The sequence below is a fragment of the Arthrobacter sp. Y3225116 genome, assembly GCF_059091245.1.
This window is the reverse complement of sequence record NZ_JBNHGL010000432.1, coordinates 1-1,268: the sequence shown is the minus strand read 5'-3', so window position 1 is coordinate 1,268 and position 1,268 is coordinate 1. Positions and strand designations below refer to the sequence as shown.

Here is a 1,268-nt window from a genome sequence, read left to right as displayed (position 1 = left end):
CGCCTTGGCCAGCGGCCGGTTCTCCGCCCCGACACCGCGGGCGCGACGCGCCAAACCGAGGGTGCGCCATTCCTCCACCAGCAGCCCCACCAACCGCATGGCGGCCAGCGCTCCCAGCACGAACCGGTGGGGCAGCTTCAGCTTCTGCGCCAAGGCGTCCGCCAGGTCCGTCGGGTCGGTTGTCAGGAGCAGGAAAATGCCCGGCAGCGCAACGGCGAGCGACCGCAGGCCGATGGCAACGCCTCCGGCCACCGAGTCCTCCGTGAAGATCAGCGGACCGAACCGGAACAGCACTGCCCCGGTCTTCTCGGCCAGCAAGGCCGTTGCCCAGGCCCCGACGGCAGCCGCCGCCAGCAGCGGCCAGCCGCGCTTCAGCAGCAGCCACGGGCTGACACCCAGCACGGGCATCAGCAACAGTTCCGCGGCCAGCACCACGGAGGCGCTGACCCAGTCCACACTGAGCATGACCACCACGGTGACCAGGGTGGCGGCGGCCAGCTTCGATACCGGGTTGGCGCGGCTGAACGGGGAGGCGGCCAGCTGGGGGTTCATCAGGTCCATGCTCATGCTGCCCTCCCCAGCGGCTGGGCCGGGCGGACGCCGCCGTCTGCCACCCTGATGCCGGCGCCGCCGAGCGCGGCGGTGAAGTCGTCGTCGTGCGTCACCGAGACCACGCTCCGGCCCTCGGCCACCAGCTCGGCCAGCAGCGTGACCAGTTCGGCCCAGGTGTTGGCGTCCTGTCCGAAGGTCGGCTCGTCCAGCATCAGGATGTCCGGGCCGGTGGCCAGCATGGTGGCTACCGACAGCCTGCGTTTCTCCCCGCCCGAGAGGGTGAACGGGTTGGCCTGCAGCAGGCGGGTCAGCCGGAGCCGCTCGGCGATGGTGTCCACCCGCCGCCGGACACTCGTTTCGGGCAGTTTGGCCACGCGGCGCGGGCCGAATTCCAGTTCGTCGAGCACCGTGCCGGTGAGGAACTGGTGTTCCGGTTCCTGGAAAACGCTGCCGATCCGGGTCACCAGCTGCGCGGACTTCCACTTGGCCGGGGACAAGCCGGCCCCGCGCCGCAACGCCGGCGTCGCCGAGAGATCCCCTCCCGCGGGTGCCAGCAGGCCGGCGAGGGTGAGGGCCAGGGTGGATTTGCCGGCACCGTTCGCGCCGGTGACGCTGAGTGCCTGTCCGGCCGACAGGTCCAGGTCCACCCCGCGCAGCACCGGCGCGGCTTTCCGGTTCCGCGACACGTCCAGCGCCGCGGCCCGCAGCAACGGGCC

General features: G+C 71.8%; 2 protein-coding genes. Both read right to left on the bottom strand.

The genetic code is table 11. The features are described 5' to 3' along the window. On the bottom strand, positions 1-567 hold a 567-nt coding region (locus tag AC5RV2_RS18095), incomplete at its 3' end, for an energy-coupling factor transporter transmembrane component T family protein (RefSeq protein ID WP_494093474.1). Beyond that, positions 564-1,268 (bottom strand): ABC transporter ATP-binding protein (locus AC5RV2_RS18090; RefSeq protein WP_494093473.1); only part of this gene is annotated, 705 nt, incomplete at its 5' end. The genes AC5RV2_RS18090 and AC5RV2_RS18095, both read right to left, overlap by 4 nt.